General features: G+C 54.5%; 10 protein-coding genes. 5 read left to right on the forward strand and 5 right to left on the reverse strand.

Features of this window, described 5'->3' with window-relative positions:
- Positions 1 to 3: 3 nt before the first annotated feature.
- Positions 4 to 387 (reverse strand): ArsC family reductase, encoded by a 384-nt coding sequence (locus ACTU3N_RS11570; RefSeq protein ID WP_443086281.1) that lies wholly within the window; start codon positions 385 to 387, stop codon positions 4 to 6.
- Positions 388 to 1640: 1253 nt separating this feature from the next.
- Between ACTU3N_RS11570 and ypfM the strand changes: the two genes are divergently transcribed.
- The gene (ypfM, locus tag ACTU3N_RS11575; RefSeq protein ID WP_015572204.1) at positions 1641 to 1700 is read left to right on the forward strand and encodes a protein YpfM; all 60 of its coding nucleotides are present in this window, start codon (positions 1641 to 1643) and stop codon (positions 1698 to 1700) included.
- A gap of 64 nt (positions 1701 to 1764) precedes the next feature.
- On the opposite strand, the gene acrD is transcribed toward ypfM, so the two are convergent.
- Both acrD and narQ read right to left on the reverse strand, forming a co-directional pair.
- Positions 1765 to 4878 (reverse strand): multidrug efflux RND transporter permease AcrD, encoded by a 3114-nt coding sequence (acrD, locus tag ACTU3N_RS11580; RefSeq protein ID WP_443086282.1) that lies wholly within the window; start codon positions 4876 to 4878, stop codon positions 1765 to 1767.
- Positions 4879 to 5069: 191 nt separating this feature from the next.
- Positions 5070 to 6761 (reverse strand): nitrate/nitrite two-component system sensor histidine kinase NarQ, encoded by a 1692-nt coding sequence (gene narQ, locus ACTU3N_RS11585; RefSeq protein ID WP_443086283.1) that lies wholly within the window; start codon positions 6759 to 6761, stop codon positions 5070 to 5072.
- A gap of 224 nt (positions 6762 to 6985) precedes the next feature.
- On the opposite strand from narQ, the gene aegA reads away from it, so the two are divergent.
- The 3 genes from aegA to ACTU3N_RS11600 all read left to right on the forward strand — a co-directional run bounded on the left by aegA (position 6986) and on the right by ACTU3N_RS11600 (position 10773).
- On the forward strand, positions 6986 to 8965 hold the full coding sequence (aegA, locus tag ACTU3N_RS11590; RefSeq protein WP_443086284.1) for a formate-dependent uric acid utilization protein AegA: 1980 nt from the start codon (positions 6986 to 6988) through the stop codon (positions 8963 to 8965).
- Between the two features lie 67 nt (positions 8966 to 9032).
- Positions 9033 to 9608 (forward strand): GDP-mannose pyrophosphatase NudK, encoded by a 576-nt coding sequence (nudK, locus tag ACTU3N_RS11595; protein WP_443086285.1) that lies wholly within the window; start codon positions 9033 to 9035, stop codon positions 9606 to 9608.
- Between the two features lie 121 nt (positions 9609 to 9729).
- The gene (locus tag ACTU3N_RS11600; protein WP_443086286.1) at positions 9730 to 10773 is read left to right on the forward strand and encodes a DUF1176 domain-containing protein; all 1044 of its coding nucleotides are present in this window, start codon (positions 9730 to 9732) and stop codon (positions 10771 to 10773) included.
- A 37-nt stretch (positions 10774 to 10810) separates the two neighbouring features.
- Here the strand turns inward: ACTU3N_RS11600 and tkt are convergent, their stop codons facing one another.
- Entirely contained in the window at positions 10811 to 12820 is a 2010-nt protein-coding gene (gene tkt, locus ACTU3N_RS11605; RefSeq protein WP_443086287.1) for a transketolase, read from the reverse strand.
- Positions 12821 to 12841: 21 nt separating this feature from the next.
- Complete coding sequence (tal, locus tag ACTU3N_RS11610; protein WP_443086288.1) at positions 12842 to 13792, reverse strand: transaldolase; 951 nt, start codon at positions 13790 to 13792, stop codon at positions 12842 to 12844.
- Between the two features lie 281 nt (positions 13793 to 14073).
- On the opposite strand from tal, the gene maeB reads away from it, so the two are divergent.
- The gene (gene maeB / locus ACTU3N_RS11615) at positions 14074 to 16353 is read left to right on the forward strand and encodes an NADP-dependent oxaloacetate-decarboxylating malate dehydrogenase (protein WP_443086289.1); all 2280 of its coding nucleotides are present in this window, start codon (positions 14074 to 14076) and stop codon (positions 16351 to 16353) included.
- The last annotated feature ends 19 nt before the right edge of the window (positions 16354 to 16372 follow it).

The following is a 16372-nucleotide window of genomic DNA, read 5'->3' on the forward strand; positions in this document are numbered from 1 at the left end:
ACACTACACCTCGTTGAAAAACTTCTCATAACTGGATTCATTGAAACCCAGCAGCATAGGCTTACCGGGCGCGCAGAGCAATGGGCGTTTAATCATTGCTGGCATTTCAAGCATCAGTGCGGCGGCGGCCTCTGCGTTTGTGATGCTGGCGCGCAGGGTTTCATCCAGTTTACGCCAGGTGGTGCCACGGGTATTGAGCAGCGATTCCCAGCCAAGCTCATTAATAAATGTATCTAATAATTGAGCATCGAGGCCATCGGCACGGTAATCATGGAAACGATAATCGATATGGTTATTTTCCAGCCAGCGACGCGCTTTTTTAATCGTGTCGCAATTTTTGATGCCATAAAGCGTACATGCGCTTTTTTGAGATGAGTCAGTAGTCATGAATAACTGTTACCTGTATTTACGTGTCAGTTCAGAACCATAAGTTCAGAGATCGGCAAGAATCAATGCCGATCAAGGACTTCAATGATAATGCCGTAGCGCAGGATTTCGATCCAGAGTATGAATGGCTTATCGTTAAAAGTTCTTTGCTCAGCGGATTGAAAAATTGATTGAAAGGAGGTCAATAAGCTTTGTCGAATCCTTAAGCAGATTTTCTTGCACACGTATGTTTAAGTGCGGACAGTGAACTGTACATAACCCTTGTTGCATTATGTTATTCCGTGGGGTTATTCATCAGGGTTCAATATTTCATTATTTTTTCTGAAAATTAAACATTGATGTTCTCCGATACGGTTCCATTAAAAGAGTACTATCAAGCATAGATTCGCTCAGGCAAGCAACCGATCAGTTTTATAAAACCGCTGTTTATAGCGTTATAATTTGTATTTCTTTGATCCAGCTAATCTTCAAGAAGCACCGTCTGTTTTTTTGTGCACGATTTAAAATTCCATATGCCTGATAAGGAAACCCCGCCGACAGGAGGCCTGTGCATTCAGTGCTCACAATTGACTAAAAAGAACGCGCGAAAATTTCTTTTAGCGTACCTGAACAGATTGATAACCTGGTTGCTTACAGGATAACCGCTCAGTTTCTTACCCGATAAGCGTCGACATTTCTGTGCAATCTCGCCTGATTCTATGTGTGCTGGGTAAGTAGCTGGATTTGCGCATCACGCTGTAATGAAGGGATTATCCTTTTAACGTTGTTCGGAAGTATACAGGCCAACAGAATAACGATGCATTTCACTTAAGGTGAAAGAATGTTGCTCACCTTCAGCGCTTGCTGAGCTGCATAAAAAGATTTCATATAACCAATTGATTTTTAGTAATTATTTTAAATCAGTAAACTTTTTTTAAATCTTTTTTAATACCGTGCATCATTATCATGGTGAATGCTTTTGTCTTTGTTTAATACATTCATGCAAATTATTAGAATATAACAAACATCATTAAAATCATTCGCACGGTAATAATACTTGGGTAACATAAAAAGCGATCTTTTTGTTTAATTTCACCTAAACTTAAACTAATTAGAAGAGTGCAGTACCTCACATTAAATCGACCCAAATCGGTTCATAGTGATCTGGCGCTATTGAAAAAGCCCAGCCAACAGCAATTGAAGCGATTGATTAAATTATCTTCACAGCCAAAGGAGGGTTGAGTAAAATGGACGCAATTATAAGAGAGGTCGGTATGATTGAACGTGAATTGGGAAACTGGAAAGACTTTATCGAAGGCATGCTTCGAAAATAATTACCAGGCGAACTAATAGATTAAAAAAGGCGAACAATAATGGTTCGCCTTTTTATTGCCCGTGTTATTTCACCCGTTCTTTCAGGGGAAAGCGCCTTCTCACCAGCACAAAGAACAGCGGTACGAAGAAGATAGCCAGCACGGTGGCGGAAATCATCCCGCCCATCACGCCTGTACCAACCGCGTGCTGGCTACCGGAACCAGCGCCGCTGCTGGTGGCCATCGGCAGTACGCCAAAGACAAACGCCAGCGAGGTCATCAGAATAGGCCGCAGGCGCTGGCGGCAGGCATGCAGCGTTGAGACCAGCAGATCTTCGCCTTTAGCATTCATATCGTTAGCGAACTCGACAATCAATATCGCGTTTTTGGCCGACAGGCCAATCACCGTCAGCAGTCCGACCTGAAAGTAGACATCGTTCTCCAGCCCGCGCAGCCAGGTTGCCAGCAGCGCGCCGATAACGCCAAGCGGCACCACCAGCATCACCGAGAACGGCACCGACCAGCTCTCATAGAGCGCGGCAAGACACAGGAACACCACCAGCAGCGAGATGGCATACAGCGCGGGAGCCTGCGCGCCGGAGAGACGTTCCTGATAGGACATCGCTGTCCACTCCAGCCCAAAGCCGACCGGCAACTCCTGCACCAGCCTTTCCATGACGTCCATCGCAGTACCGGTGCTGACGCCCGGCGCGGCTTCGCCGACAATTTCCGCCGCCGCATAACCGTTGTAACGCTCAAGCCGTGGCGAGCCGGTTTCCCAGCGCGAGGTAGCAAACGCGGAGAAAGGCACCATCTTGCCGCTGTTGCTACGCACATACCACAGGTTGATATCGTCCGGCAGCATGCGGTATTTCGCTGCCGCCTGCACATAGACCTTTTTCACCCGACCGCGATCCATAAAGTCATTCACATAGCTCGATCCCCAGGCGGTTTGCAGGGTGTCATTGATATCATCAATCGATACACCCAGCGCCTGGGCTTTACGCTGATCGACATCAATTTGCAGCTGGGCGCTGTCGTCAAGACCGTTATGGCGAACGCGGGTCAGCGCCGGGTCTTTCGAGGCCAGCTCGATTAACTTATCGCGCGCGGCCATAAGCGCATCGTGACCGGCCCCGGCGTGATCCTGTAGCTCCATATCAAACCCGGCAGAACTGCCCATGCCGCTGATGGCCGGTGGGCTGCTGGCAAACACCCGCGCTTCATTGATATGCCTGAACGCTTTTGTGGCACGCTCGATAATCGCGAAAGAGGTGCCGCTATCCGGGTCGCGCGCGTCCCAGTCTTTCAGGCGGATAAACATACGCGCCACGTTTTGCCCGTTGCCGCCAGGGCCAGAGCCAACGGTGGCAAACACCGATGCCACATTCTCTTTTTCATGGGTGAAAAAGTAGTCTTCCACTTTTTGCACCACTTTCAGCGTCTGCTGCTGTGTAGCGCCGCTTGGCAACTGGATAGACGTGGTAAACATACCGCGGTCTTCGAGCGGCAGAAACGAGGTCGGCAGGCGAAGAAACAGCACCACCATGCCGCCTATCAGCAGCACATAAATAATTATCCAGCGCAGGCTGCGGTGTAATATTTTGCCGACTGCGGTTTCATAACGCGCCGCGTTACGGTTGAACATACGGTTAAACGCGCCGAAGAAGCCTTTTTGCCCGTGCTGCTCACCTTTATGCAGCGGTTTTAGCAACGTGGCGCACAGCGCCGGGGTGAGGATCATCGCCACCAGCACCGAGAGCACCATCGCTGAGACGATGGTAATCGAGAACTGGCGATAGATAGCGCCCGTTGTGCCGCCGAAGAAGGCCATCGGTACAAACACCGCCGACAGCACCATCGCTATCCCGACCAGCGCGCCCTGGATTTGCCCCATCGATTTACGCGTCGCATCGCGTGGCGAGAGACCCTCCTCGCTCATAATACGCTCGACGTTTTCCACCACCACGATAGCGTCATCCACCAGCAGACCGATAGCCAGCACCATCGCGAACATGGTCAGGGTATTGATACTGTAATTAAACGCATACAGCACCGCGAAGGTACCAAGCAGCACCACCGGCACCGCAATGGTAGGAATCAGCGTGGCGCGAAAGTTCTGCAAAAACAGATACATCACAAAGAAAACCAGCAAAATTGCTTCGAGCAGCGTTTTGACCACGTCGATAATCGATGCTTTAACAAACGAAGTGGTTTCGTAGGCGACTTTATATTCCAGCCCGTGCGGGAAGAATTGCGCCAGTTCGTCAAGCCGCTTGATGACCTCTTCGGCAGTGGCCATCTCGTTGGCCCCTGACGCAAGTTTCACGCCAAGCCCGGACGCAGCGTGGCCGTTAAAGCGGCTGAGATAGTCATACTTTTCAGCGCCCAGCTCGACGGTGGCCACATCGCCCAGACGCACTTCTGAACCATCCGGATTGACGCGCAGCGTGATGTCGCGGAACTGATCCGGCGTCTGAAGCAGCGACTGGGCATTAATCGTGGCATTGAGCGCTTGTCTGTCTACTGACGGCGTACCGCCAAGCTGGCCGACGGCGATTTGCGCGTTCTGCGAGGCGATAGCATCGGTCACATCTTTGGTGGTGAGCTGGTAACTGTTGAGTTTGTTCGGGTCAAGCCAGATGCGCATTGAGTACTGCGAGCCGTAGGCGTCAATATCCCCGACACCGTTAACACGGCTAAGCGGGTCCTGAAGGTGACTGGCCACATAGTCGGCAATATCCTGCTTATCCATCGAACCGTCTGTCGAGACAAAGGCGATGGTGAGAATGTTGGTATCACCGGTTTTACGCACCGTTACTCCCTGGTTTTGCACCTTTTGCGGCAGTTTGCGCATTGCTGACTGGAGTTGGTTTTGTACCTGCTGCACGGCTTCGTCAGGGTCCGTTCCGGCTTTAAAGTTAAGCGTTATCGAAGCCTGGCCGGTGCCGCTGCTTTGCGAGGACATATACATCAGGTTATCAAGCCCGGTCATGTTTTGTTCAATGACCTGGGTGACGGTATTTTCCAGCGTTTGTGCAGATGCGCCTGGGTAGTTTGCGGTGATGCGAACGTTGGGCGGGGCTAAGTCGGGATATTGCTCAACCGGCAAGGAGATAATGGCAAGCGTCCCCGTAAGACAGATGAGGATCGCCAGCACCCAGGCAAAAATGGGGCGATCGATAAAAAAATTCGCCATTAGAAACCAGACCTCTATTGCTGCGTATCGTTATAGTGAGAAGTTGCGCCAAATGTAGCGGTAATAGCTGAAACAATCGTGGAGAAATTAAGGATAAAGTGTAAATTTTTCCCCTCGATTACAGCATAAACTGTCTAACGCGTTATTACGTCAGTTTTAAACATTTTGTGCTGAGTTTACTTTGCTTTTCTTTACATTAATCGATGCCCCGCGCCCGGAAAGCGCAGGGTAATTTGCGTTCCACCGCTCGCCGGTGCAGTAATTTCAAGCGTTCCTTCCAGCCGCCCGGCGCGTTCGCGCATGATTTCCAGCCCATAATGACCTTGCGGTTCCGCAGTGCTGCGAATGCCGGTGCCGTTATCGTGAATATAAACAGAATGTAACCCGTTTGCGTCTGTCACACAGCGCACCGTGATTTCACTGGCTTTCGCGTGTTTGATGGCGTTGATGACCGCTTCACGCACGATTTGCAGCACGTTCATCTGTTGCTGCGCGTCCAGCGCCAGCGGAGGCAGGCGACAGTCGAGGGTGATTTTCGCGCGGCTCTGGGTTTGCAGCACCTGTACCGCTTCATGAAGCGCAGAAGGAAGATCGCGCTGTTGCAGCGACAGGCGAAAGGTGGTGAGCAGTTCACGCAACTGTTGATAAGCGGTGTTCAGCCCGCGCGAAAAATCAGCGATGATGCTCTGCGCAGAGTCGTTATCCTCCGGCACCGCACGCTTTAGCAGCGCCAGCTGAATGCGCAAATACGAGAGCATCTGGGCCAGCGAATCATGCAGCTCGCGCGCAATCGTGGCGCGCTCCTCCATCAGCATCAGTTGCTGGTAATCTTTCTGCGTTTGATTAATGTACAAACCACGGCCAAGAATGGTGGCGATATTTCGCATCAGCGGCAGCGCCGTTTCCATTTGCCGACTCTGCCAGTGCAGTTCGCCCATCAGCCGGTCCTGCATATGCACAGGCTGCACGTTTACTGCCAGCGCCGGGTCCGCTTCTCCTTGCTGAATAACCCCTTCGTTATCCACCACCAGCTTAAGAAAGTTGGCCGCTTCGCAGGCATAAACAATTTGCAGCACGTGACGCAGGCACATCGCGTCTATCTGGCTGGTATTAAGCGCCTGCGAACACTGGTACATCACCTCCAGGCGACGGTGCGCTTCATGCAAATCCTGGGTTCGTGCTTCCACCGTGCTTTCAAGCTCCCGGTAGAGCTTAAACAGCACGTTCGTCATTCTGTCAAAGGTCGTCGCCAGCAGACCGAGTTCGTTATCCAGATGGTTATTGAGCGGCACATGGCTAAATTGCCCTTGCTGAAGCTGCTGGCTGGCAATAACCAATTGATTTAGCGGGATGACCACCTGCTGGCGAATACAGCGCAGCGTAAGAAACACCAGCGCGAGAATGCCGAGCGCGCCCAGTAACGAGATGGCCACCACCAGCCACATTTTACGCTCAGCGTAGTGCTGGAGGGTGAGCACAAACAGATCGATTTGCCCGACGTAGCGCTGAATATTGTTTTGATACCACCGCACATCACCTGCCTGTAACCGGCTGTCCATCTCCTGCCAGCTTTTGTGCAGTTGCCCATAGCGCTGCTGCACTTCACGCGGCACGTACCAGCGCTGCAGGTTTTGCAGCACCGGGGCATTGAGGGCCTGCAGATACTGTTGGCGGTGCAGGGTTAAGTCCGGCGGGCTCTGGTTGAGATCGTATCCAAGCCGATAGCTTTGCATACGTAGCGACCCGGCCATGTTGATGGCTTCTGCATCTCGCAGGCTACTGGCAAGGGTCATAAGCGCGACACCGGTTGATAAGAGCGACAGCAGTACGATGTAAAAAAACGCGCTGGCGAGGCTGGATGAAACAGGGCGTTTGACTCTCACAAAAGCGGTTCCCAATCCCTGATGTCACGTGCGGCAGAGGGCAACCCGGACGCTCATCGAATGAAATAACTTTTCAAAAATGGTGAAATAAATTGATCTGCTACATGTTCGTGACAAATAAATAACCTTTCTGTGCAAATGGACATTGCCAGTGATTTATTAGCCCGGTAAATACACTACACATAGAAAGCATAAGGTTTATTTAAGCAGAAAAGAAGGGTGCCATGAATCGTTTTATTATGGCCAACAGCCAGCAATGTATCGGGTGTCGTGCCTGTGAAGTCGCTTGCGTGATGGCACACAACCTTGAGCAACATGTGCTGAGCGCCGCTGCGTTTCACCCTCGCATCACAGTCATTAAACAGCAGCAGCAGCGCAGCGCGGTCACCTGCCATCATTGTGAAGATGCGCCGTGCGCCCGCAGTTGCCCGAACGATGCGATAAGCCGGGTTGATGATTCTGTGCAGGTAAACCAGCAAAAGTGTATTGGCTGTAAGTCCTGCGTCGTGGCCTGCCCGTTTGGCACCATGCAGGTATTGGTGACGCCTGCCGGGCAAGGGCGCGTCAACGCGAGCGCGCATAAGTGCGATCTTTGTGCTGGTCGTGAAGAAGGCCCGGCCTGCGTGCAAAATTGCCCGGCGGATGCGCTGGCGCTGGTCAACAGCGATGCGCTGGCCAATCTTTCCAAAGCCCGCCGTTTACGCACCGCCAGCTATGAAGCCCAGCCGTGGCAAAGCGTGGCGGCGCTTACGCAAGGGGTTAATGACAGCAAAGTGCGCCAGATGCGTAGCACACCCGCCCGTGGCGAGCCGGATAAACTTCCGCTGGCGGCACGCAAGGCCGGTTTCGAGGAAATCTACCTGCCTTTTCAGGCAGACACCGCCGGGCGTGAAGCTCAGCGCTGCCTCACATGCGGCGAGCATAGCGTGTGCGAATGGACCTGCCCGCTGCATAACCATATTCCCCAGTGGATCGAGCGGGTTAAAGCGGGCGATATCGCAGGCGCGGTCGAGCTTTCGCATCAGACCAATTGCCTGCCGGAAGTGACCGGTCGCGTTTGCCCGCAGGACAGGCTCTGCGAAGGCGCGTGCACCCTGCGCGATGAGTATGGCGCGGTGACTATCGGTAATATCGAGCGATACATTTCCGACCAGGCGCTGGCGCAGGGCTGGCGACCGGATCTTGGGCATATTCAGCCGCTGGATAAACGCGTTGCTATCATTGGCGCGGGACCGGCGGGCCTGGCCTGCGCAGACGTGCTTGCCCGCCACGGCGTCAGCACCACCGTTTTTGACCGCCACCCGGAAATCGGCGGCCTGCTGACCTTTGGTATCCCGGCCTTTAAGCTGGACAAGTCGCTTCTGGCGCGCCGTCGGGAAATCTTCAGCGCCATGGGCATTCGTTTTGAGCTGAACAGCGAGATTGGTAAAGATATTGCCCTCAAACAGCTGCTGGCAGAGTACGACGCGGTGTTTGTCGGCGTCGGGACGTATCGCTCGATGAAGGCCAACCTGCCCAATGAAGACGCCGCCGGGGTGTATGACGCCTTGCCGTTTCTTATCGCGAATACCCGCCAGCTGATGGGCTTGCCGGAAGATGACGCGCAACCCTTTATCAATACGGCCGGGCGCAATGTCGTGGTGCTTGGCGGCGGGGATACGGCGATGGACTGCGTACGCACCGCGCTGCGTCATGGCGCGGGCAAAGTCACCTGCGCGTACCGCCGCGATGAGGCCAATATGCCCGGCTCGAAAAAAGAGGTGAAAAACGCCCGTGATGAAGGGGCGGAATTTGAATTCAATGTGCAGCCGGTCAATATTGAACTGAACGAGAAAGGCGAGGTATGCGGTGTACGGTTTTTGCGAACCCAACTGGGTGAGCCGGATGCGAAAGGGCGTCGCCGCCCGCAGCCTATTACAGGCAGTGAGTTTGTGATGCCAGCTGATGCGGTGATCATGGCTTTTGGTTTTAACCCGCACACCATGCCGTGGCTGGAGAGTGAAGGCGTGCGCGTGGATGACTGGGGGCGGATTGCGGCAAGCGTGGACAGCCCTTACCGTTATCAGACCAGTAACCCGAAAATTTTCGCCGGTGGCGATGCGGTACGCGGCGCCGATCTGGTGGTCACCGCGATGGCAGAAGGGCGCCATGCAGCACAGGGCATCATGGACTGGCTGGGCGTCTCCCTGCCCGATAAACACTAAAGTCCTGGCGACAAAACAGGCTTGCGGGCGTAATATAATGCACAGTTGTAAGCGTTACGGAGCCTGTATGTCGCTGAAAATAAACGTTATAAAAGATAAAATCCTTTCTGAAAATTACTTTATCCTGCGCAATATCACCTACGATCTGACCCGTCAGAATGGGGAAGTTGTGCGCCATAAGCGCGAAGTGTATGACCGGGGAAATGGCGCGACCATTTTGCTCTATAACCGTGAAAAACGCAGCGTGCTGCTGATCCGCCAGTTTCGCATCGCCACCTGGGTGAACGGTAACGAGGAGGGTCTGCTGATAGAGACCTGCGCCGGGCTGCTGGATAACGATGAGCCGGAAGTCTGTATCCGTAAAGAAGCTATCGAAGAGACCGGTTTTCAGGTTGGTGAAGTGCGTAAAGTGTTCGAGCTTTATATGTCACCAGGCGGGGTTACGGAAATTGTGCATTTCTTCGTGGCTGAATACAGCGAAGCGCAGCGGGCAAATAACGGCGGCGGCGTGGAGGATGAAGATATCGAAGTGCTGGAGCTGCCCTTTGAACAGGCGATAGCGATGATGAAACGCGGGGAGATACGCGACGGCAAGGCCGTGATTTTGCTGCAATACCTGCAAACGTCTGGTCTAATGGACTGAATTTTAAAGATTATTAACCTGCATTTTACATGTATCTATCCGATAAATCTTATTGAGTCAGCAACGCCGGAGATAGAACATACGCGATCTCAGCGTCTCTACTTCCGGGGTTGTGACTGCCATGCGTTATCGCCGCGTCTTTGCTTTGTTTGTCGGTCTTGTTACCGCACCGTTGCTGTGGGCGGCACCTGCACAAAAAACGTTCTCTGACTGGCAAGTCACCTGTAATAACCAAAATTTCTGCGTGACGCGCAATATTGGCGAACACCAGGGTCTGGTGATGACGCTGACCCGTAGCGCAGGCGCGCGAACCGCCGCGTCACTGCGTATCGATTTAGGCAGCAAATCGCGCCCGCCGGTAAAAGACCCGCCCATCGCCACGCGTTTGTTACTCGACGGCCAGCCTCTGCTGCCGGAAGGTGAGCACTGGCAAATCACCGCATGGCACATGATGACCGATGACCCTGAGGTTATCACCGCGTTTTTAAAAACCATCGAGCACGGGCAGGCCATTACCTTACAGGACGGTCAGCAAAGCATTTCGCTTAGCGGGCTGCAAGGGGCGCTGCTGTTTATTGATGCTCAACAAAAGCGGCTGGGCAGCGAAACAGCATGGGTCAAAAAAGGTGACGAGCCGCCGCTGAGCGTGCCGCCAGCGCCTGCACTAAAAGAGGTGGCGCTGGTGAATCCGACACCGACGCCGCTGACCACGGAGGAGCTAAACGCTCTGCTGGATTACGCGAACTGGCGGTTGAATAACAGCCAGTGTTCACTCGATCCGATGCGCCGTGAGGTGCGCGTAACGGCGCTGACCGATGATAAAGCGTTACTGATAATTGATTGTGAGCAGGGCGCGTATAACACCGTGGATCTGGCCTGGCTGGTATCGCGGGAAAAACCACTCTCCTCGCGGCCTGTGCGGCTACGCTTGCCGTTTACGCCGGACAATGGCAACGATGAGATGGAGCTGATGAACCCGGTGTTTGATGAGAAAACGCGTGAGCTGACAACGCTCAGCAAAGGGCGTGCTCTGGCCGATTGCGGGATTTCCACCCGCTGGCGTTTTGACGGCCAGCGCTTTCGCCTGGTGCGCTATGCCCAGGAGCCAACCTGCGATAACTGGCACGGCCCGGAAGCCTGGCCGACGCTTTGGGTCACGCGCTAAGCAAAAAAATCCCCGACCTTCGCCGGGGACTAAACCTTTATTTCGCTGATTGCGTACGACGGAGTACCGCTTTGGCTTTTTCCACCACGTTCTCAACGGTAAAGCCGAAGTACGGGAACAGTTTTTCCGCCGGGGCGGACTCACCATAACCGGTCATACCGACAATGGCCCCTTTCAGGCCGACATATTTATACCAGTAATCGGCGATCCCGGCCTCCACCGCTACGCGCGCGTTCACGTCAGACGGCAGCACCGACTCACGCCACGCCTCGTCCTGCGCATCAAAAATATCGGTAGACGGCAGCGACACCACGCGCACTTTATGCCCTTCGCCACGCAACTGATCCGCTGCTTTTACGGTGATCTCCATTTCTGAACCGGTGGCTATCAGGATGATATCCGGCGTGCCGTCGCAATCTTTCAGGATGTAGCCACCGCGCGCGATAGCTTTAACCTGCTCCGGGGTGCGATCCATCTGCGCCAGGTTCTGGCGTGAGAGGATCAGCGCCGTCGGGCCATTGTGCCGCTCAACGGCCAGCTTCCAGCCCACCGCCGCTTCGACCTGATCGCACGGGCGCCAGGTGCTGAAGTTTGGCGTCAGGCGCAGGCTGGCAAGCTGCTCGACCGCCTGGTGGGTCGGGCCATCCTCGCCCAGACCGATTGAATCATGGGTGTAGACCATAATTTGCCGCGCTTTCATCAGCGCTGCCATCCGCGCCGCGTTGCGGGCGTACTCAACAAACATCAGGAAGGTGGCGGTATACGGCACAAAGCCGCCGTGATGGGCGATACCATTCGCAATGGCGGTCATACCAAACTCGCGCACGCCGTAATGGATGTAGTTCCCCGCCGGATCTTCTTTGAGCGATTTGGAGCCAGACCAGATGGTCAGGTTGCTGGGGGCCAGATCCGCAGAGCCGCCGAGCAGTTCCGGCAATACCGGGCCGTAGGTGTTCAGCGTGTTCTGCGAGGCTTTGCGCGTGGCAATTTTTGCCGGATTCGCCTGCAAATTGTTGATCCACTCGCTGGTGATGCTCTCCCAGGACTCCGGCAGGCCGCCGCTCATGCGCCGCGTAAACTCTGCCGCCAGCTCCGGGTAAGCTTTGCTCCAGGCGTTGAATTTTTCATTCCACGCGTGCTGGGCTTTTGCGCCGCGCTCGCGGGCATCCCATGCCTGGTAAATCTCTTTGGGGATCTCAAAGGCTGCATGTTTCCAGCCCAGTTTCTGCCGGGTAAGCGCCACTTCTTCTTCGCCGAGCGCCGCGCCGTGCGACTCCTCTTTCCCGGCTTTGTTCGGTGAGCCAAAACCAATCACCGTGCGGCAGATAATCAGCGACGGTTTATCTTTCACGCTTTGCGCTTCGAGAATGGCTTTTTTCACTGCTTCCGGCGAATGGCCGTCAACTTCGCTAATCACATGCCAGTGGTACGCTTCAAAACGTTTGGCGGTATCGTCCGTAAACCAGCCTTCGGTTTCTCCGTCGATAGAGATGCCGTTATGGTCATAAAAACCGATCAGTTTGCCCAGGCCCAGCGTGCCCGCCAGCGAGCAGACCTCGTGGGAGATGCCTTCCATCAGACAGCCGTCGCCCATAAAGACATAGGTATAGTGGTCGACGATATCGTGACCCGGGCGGTTAAACTGCGCTGCCAGCGTACGCTCGGCAATCGCCAGCCCGACCGCGTTAGCCAGCCCCTGACCGAGCGGCCCGGTGGTGGTTTCCACGCCCGGCGTGTAGCCGATTTCCGGGTGCCCCGGCGTTTTGGAATGAAGCTGGCGGAAATTTTTCAGCTCTTCGAGCGGTAAATCGTAACCGCTCAGATGCAGCAGGCTATAGAGCAGCATCGAGGCGTGACCGTTAGACAGGATAAAACGGTCGCGGTCATACCAGGTCGGGTCGGCCGGGTTGTGCTGTAAAAAATCGTTCCACAGCACTTCAGCGATATCTGCCATCCCCATCGGGGCGCCAGGGTGGCCTGAATTGGCTTTTTGCACCGCGTCCATACTCAGGGCGCGAATAGCGTTGGCAAGCTCGGTACGAGACATAGTTCACTCCGTGGCAAAGGGTTAAAATTTGGCGGCAATCAGATCTTCGAGTTTGCGTTGGTCAACGGCGAACTGGCGAATGCCATCTGCCAGTTTCTCGACGGCCATTGGGTCCTGGTTGTGCTCCCAGCGAAACTCCGCTTCGGTCATCGGCGCCGGGCGGTGGAAAGACTGGCCCGGCGGCACCAGTTTGCGCTCAACGGTGCCTTCTTGCTCCTGCAACTCTTTTAGCAGCGCCGGGGAGATAGTCAGACGATCGCAGCCTGCCAGTGCGAGGATCTGCTCGGTGCGACGGAAGCTCGCGCCCATCACAATGGTTTCATAGCGGTGTTGCTTGAAGTAGTCGTAGATATTGCGCACGGATTTCACGCCGGGATCTTCATCAACCACATACGGGTCCAGGGGTTTACGGTCGTTATACCAGTCGTAAATACGCCCGACGAATGGTGAAATCAGAAACACGCCCGCTTCTGCACAGGCACGGGCCTGGGCAAACGAGAAGAGCAGCGTCAGGTTACAGTGAATACCCTCTTTTTCCAGCTCCTCTGCCGCGCGGATACCTTCCCAGGTTGAGGCAAGCTTTATCAGGATGCGTGACTTATCGATACCTTGTTCTTCATACAACTGAACAAGTCGGCGCGCTTTATTAATGCTTTTCTTTTTATCGTAAGAGAGGCGGGCGTCCACTTCGGTTGAAACGCGCCCGGGGATGCTTTTCAGAATTTCCGCACCAAAATTCACCGCTAATTTATCGCAGGCTTGCGCAACTTGTTGCTCCTGGGTTTCACCGCGCGCTTTGCCATAGGCGATGGCGTCTTTAATCAGATGTGCGAAGTGATCGAGCGCGGCGGCTTTCAGCAGCAGGGAGGGGTTAGTGGTGGCATCTTCAGGTTGATAGTGACGAATGGATTCAATATCACCGCTGTCGGCAACGACTGTGGTGAACTGTTTCAGACCGTCTAAGTGATTCATGAAAATAACTCCTTAAAAAGCAGTGTGTTGTCGGAGTGCTTTCGTTCGCACTTTTGTGAGAATGAGAGGCGCATAACAAAAAAGCATAGCAGATAGGTGTTTACCCTGCCGTGAGCAGCTGGTAACGAAGATGTGAGAAAGGCACTACAAATTTGTATATGGAATAACAAGATTTTGGCTATGTTCAAAGTTTGATGAGCAAACAGAGACCATACTGGACGACGCTTTGGGCGCGTTATCACGCTTTATTACTCTGAAAACAACGTGAAAGGAACCATCAAATGGACGACAACTTAAAACAAAGTGCCCTCGATTTTCACGAGTTCCCCCGGCCGGGGAAGATTCAGGTTTCTCCGACTAAACCGCTGGCGACCCAGCGAGACTTGGCACTGGCTTACTCTCCGGGCGTGGCTGCACCTTGCCTTGAGATAGAAAAAGACCCGCTTGCAGCATACAAATACACCGCGCGCGGCAACCTGGTGGCGGTGATTTCAAACGGCACCGCCGTACTTGGCCTTGGCAACATCGGCGCGCTGGCCGGTAAACCGGTAATGGAAGGCAAAGGCGTTTTATTTAAGAAATTTGCCGGTATTGATGTGTTCGATATCGAAGTGGACGAGCAGGACCCGGATAAACTCATTGACGTGGTGGCGGCGCTGGAACCCACGTTTGGCGGTATCAACCTGGAAGATATCAAAGCGCCGGAGTGCTTTTATATCGAAGCGAAGCTGCGCGAGCGCATGAACATTCCGGTGTTCCACGACGATCAGCACGGTACGGCAATCATCAGTACCGCCGCCATCTTAAACGGCCTGCGCGTGGTGGAGAAAAACCTGTCCGATGTGCGCATGGTGGTGTCCGGCGCAGGTGCGGCGGCCATTGCCTGTATGAACCTGCTGGTGGCGCTCGGTATGCAGAAGCACAATATTGTGGTGTGCGACTCGAAAGGCGTTATTTATAAAGGTCGCGAGCCAAATATGGCGCAAACCAAAGCGGAATACGCGGTTGACGATGACGGCAAACGCACGCTGGCAGACGTGGTGGCCGGGGCGGATATCTTCCTCGGCTGCTCTGGGCCAAAAGTGCTGACGCCGGAGATGGTCAAAGAGATGGCGCGCCAGCCGCTGATCCTGGCGCTGGCTAACCCGGAGCCGGAGATCCTGCCCGATCTCGCCAAAGCGGTGCGCCCGGACGCGATTATCTGCACGGGGCGCTCTGACTACCCAAATCAGGTTAATAACGTGCTCTGCTTCCCGTTTATCTTCCGTGGCGCGCTGGATGTGGGTGCCACGGCAATCAATGAAGAGATGAAACTGGCGGCGGTTCACGCCATTGCCGGGCTGGCGCACGCCGAGCAGAGTGAAGTGGTGGCCTCGGCCTATGGCGATCAGGATCTGAGCTTTGGCCCGGATTACCTGATCCCGAAACCGTTCGATCCGCGCCTGATTGTGAAAATCGCGCCAGCGGTGGCGAAGGCTGCGATGGAGTCAGGCGTGGCGACGCGACCCATTGCGGATTTCGATGCCTACATTGATAAGCTCACCGAGTTTGTTTATAAAACCAACCTGTTTATGAAGCCTATCTTCTCGCAGGCGCGCAGTGCGCCGAAGCGCGTCGTACTGGCAGAAGGAGAGGAGCCGCGCGTCCTGCATGCGACCCAGGAACTGGTCACGCTGGGGCTGGCGAAGCCTGTCCTGATTGGCCGTCCGGGTGTTATTGAGATGCGCATCCAGAAACTGGGGCTGCAAATCCGTGCCGGTGTGGATTTTGAGATAGTGAATAACGAGTCCGACCCGCGCTTTAAAGAGTACTGGACGGCGTATTTTTCTATTATGAAGCGCCGGGGGATCACCCAGGAGCAGGCGCAGCGCGCGGTTATCAGCAGCACCACGGCGATTGGCGCTATCATGGTGCACCGTGGTGAAGCGGATGCGATGATTTGCGGCACCATTGGTGATTATCAGGAGCATTTTGGCGTACTGCGGGAGATTTTCGGCTATCGCGACAATGTGCACACCGCCGGGGCGATGAACGCGCTGCTGCTGCCAAGCGGCAACACGTTTATCGCTGACACCTACGTTAATGAAGACCCCAGCGCCGAGCAGCTCGCGCAGATAACTATTATGGCGGCGGAAACGGTGCGCCGTTTTGGTATCGAACCACGCGTGGCGCTGCTTTCCCACTCGCAGTTTGGCTCCTCGAACACGCCTGCGGCGGTGAAAATGCGCGATACGCTGGCGCTGGTGCGCCAACAGGCGCCGGATCTGATGATTGATGGGGAAATGCACGGCGATGCGGCGCTTGATGAGAGCATTCGCATGGAGCGTATGCCGGACAGCACGCTGAAAGGCGCGGCGAATATTTTAATTATGCCTAACGTCGAAGCGGCGCGTATCAGCTACAATCTGCTGCGCGTTTCCAGCTCCGAAGGCGTTACCGTCGGGCCGGTGCTGATGGGTGTTGCCAAACCGGTGCATGTGCTCACCCCTATCGCCTCCGTTCGCCGTATCGTCAATATGGTAGCGCTGGCGGTAGTGGAAGCGCAAACCCAGCCGTTATAAACCGTCTGGCCGGGGAAAC

It is taken from the genome of Vagococcus sp. WN89Y (genome assembly GCF_052220145.1).
GTDB lineage: Bacteria > Pseudomonadota > Gammaproteobacteria > Enterobacterales > Enterobacteriaceae > Kosakonia.

Bases quoted from the DNA above. Each gene is read 5' to 3' on its own strand.
- maeB (WP_443086289.1), top strand. From the start codon at position 14,074: ATGGACGACAACTTAAAACAAAGTGCCCTCGATTTTCACGAGTTCCCC.
- tkt (WP_443086287.1), bottom strand. From the start codon at position 12,820: ATGTCTCGTACCGAGCTTGCCAACGCTATTCGCGCCCTGAGTATGGAC.
- nudK (WP_443086285.1), top strand. From the start codon at position 9,033: ATGTCGCTGAAAATAAACGTTATAAAAGATAAAATCCTTTCTGAAAAT.
- ACTU3N_RS11570 (WP_443086281.1), bottom strand. From the start codon at position 387: ATGACTACTGACTCATCTCAAAAAAGCGCATGTACGCTTTATGGCATC.
- ACTU3N_RS11600 (WP_443086286.1), top strand. From the start codon at position 9,730: ATGCGTTATCGCCGCGTCTTTGCTTTGTTTGTCGGTCTTGTTACCGCA.
- tal (WP_443086288.1), bottom strand. From the start codon at position 13,792: ATGAATCACTTAGACGGTCTGAAACAGTTCACCACAGTCGTTGCCGAC.
- acrD (WP_443086282.1), bottom strand. From the start codon at position 4,878: ATGGCGAATTTTTTTATCGATCGCCCCATTTTTGCCTGGGTGCTGGCG.
- aegA (WP_443086284.1), top strand. From the start codon at position 6,986: ATGAATCGTTTTATTATGGCCAACAGCCAGCAATGTATCGGGTGTCGT.